The 1540-nt window shown below is 66.3% G+C and carries 2 protein-coding genes; both read left to right on the forward strand.

The window, feature by feature from the left end; genetic code table 11:
* The first annotated feature begins 66 nt into the window (after nucleotides 1–66).
* Nucleotides 67–384, forward strand: a complete 318-nt coding sequence (locus ACOJTD_RS12965; protein WP_420133317.1) for an AzlD family protein — start codon at nucleotides 67–69, stop codon at nucleotides 382–384.
* A gap of 193 nt (nucleotides 385–577) precedes the next feature.
* Nucleotides 578–1252, forward strand: a complete 675-nt coding sequence (locus ACOJTD_RS12970; RefSeq protein ID WP_420133318.1) for a helix-turn-helix domain-containing protein — start codon at nucleotides 578–580, stop codon at nucleotides 1250–1252.
* Nucleotides 1253–1540 lie beyond the last annotated feature (288 nt).

Raw genomic sequence — 1540 nt, forward strand, 5'->3', positions numbered from 1 at the left:
CGGCGCGTTGTCGGGAGCGCTCAGCGCGGGATTGATGGATGAGCCGCCGCCGCGGGAGCTGCCGGCATGAGCGAGTTTCTGCGCAGCGAAGTGATGATCGCCTTTGCGGTGATGACGGCCGTTACCGTGGCGTCGCGGCTCGGCGGCTTCTGGCTGATGGGCTACGTCAACGTCACGCCACGTGTGCGTCGGATGCTCGATGCACTGCCCGGATCGATCATCGTCGCCGCCGCGCTACCCGTCGCCGTCAATGGCGGACCGATCGTGATGTTCGCGCTTGCAGCGGCGATTACCGTCAGTGTTATTCGCCGGAATGACTTCCTTGCGGTCGCGACCGGTATGTTGGTAGCTGCGGCGGCCCGGGCTCTCGGCTTCGGTGGCTAACCATTCTGGAGAGCTATTCACTTCATTGCTGTAAGGGCTTGCCATCGTCTCTGAATAGGTGTTCACTTTTTTCCGTGATTTGGACGAGGCGCGCTGTTGGGGCGGCCCCGCCCATGCTCCAAAGTCTTGATGAGCGGAGATTTTCTGGTCCCACCCTCCGGGATCGGAATGCTCGATTCCGGAATGAGAGCACATGGTTTACCGGCGAACCCATCAGGTCGTGAAGCGGTTGGCTGCGCGGCGCAGCGCGATCATCGCGGCCGCGCGGGAGACCGCAGCAGAAGGCGGCATGGCGGCGGTGCAGATCGCGCCGGTTGCCAATCGTGCCAAGGTCGCGGCCGGAACCGTCTACCGCTACTTCCCATCGAAGGCCGATCTGATCTCCGAACTCATCGCCGAGGTGTCGCGCGATGAACTCGCTGCGATCCGACGTGCCGCGGATGCGGCACCTGGTCCGTCCTCGGCGCTTGCTGCCGCCGTCACGACCGTCGCTGTTCATGTGCTGTCGCACCGAAAGCTGGCTTGGGGCATCCTGGCCGAGCCGGTCGATGTCGATGTGACGGCTTCGCGGCTCGCCAGCCGCCGCGAGATTGCGGGCGAGATCGAACTGCGGATCGCCGCTGCCGTGCGGGCCGGTCACCTGCCCGCGCAGGACACGGCCTTGGCGGCGACGGCGCTGCTCGGCGCCGTCCACGAGTCTCTGGTCGGGCCGCTGGCGCCGGACAATCTCGACGACCCGGCAAAGCTGCGTGACGCAGTGCAAACCGTGACGCTGCTGGCGCTACGCGCCGTCGGCGTGATGGACGCCCGCGCCCGCGGGCTGGTGGTGCAGGCGGTGGTGCCGCCCCGGACGCTGGTCGGCGCTTAGTCGGTTCCGAGAACCGAATCCGTTTGCCGAACGGAAGTGCTCTAAGTAGGGATGAGGGATCCGCCGATCCTCGCAGCAGCGGATAGCTGGCGCGGGGTGACGTCCGCTCCGCTCGATCTCGGCAGGCCGCAGGAGTTCCACATGACCATTCTGATGCCGGAGCCCGACCAGGCCGTGCTGGCGCGCCGCGAGGAGATCATTGCGGCTCTGCGCAAGATCGTGCCGGGCGAGGGCGTGATTTCCAGCGACGCCGAGATGCGCCCCTACGAGTCCGACGGGTTGATGGCG

Source organism: Rhodopseudomonas sp. (assembly GCF_048594845.1).
Taxonomy (GTDB): domain Bacteria; phylum Pseudomonadota; class Alphaproteobacteria; order Rhizobiales; family Xanthobacteraceae; genus Rhodopseudomonas.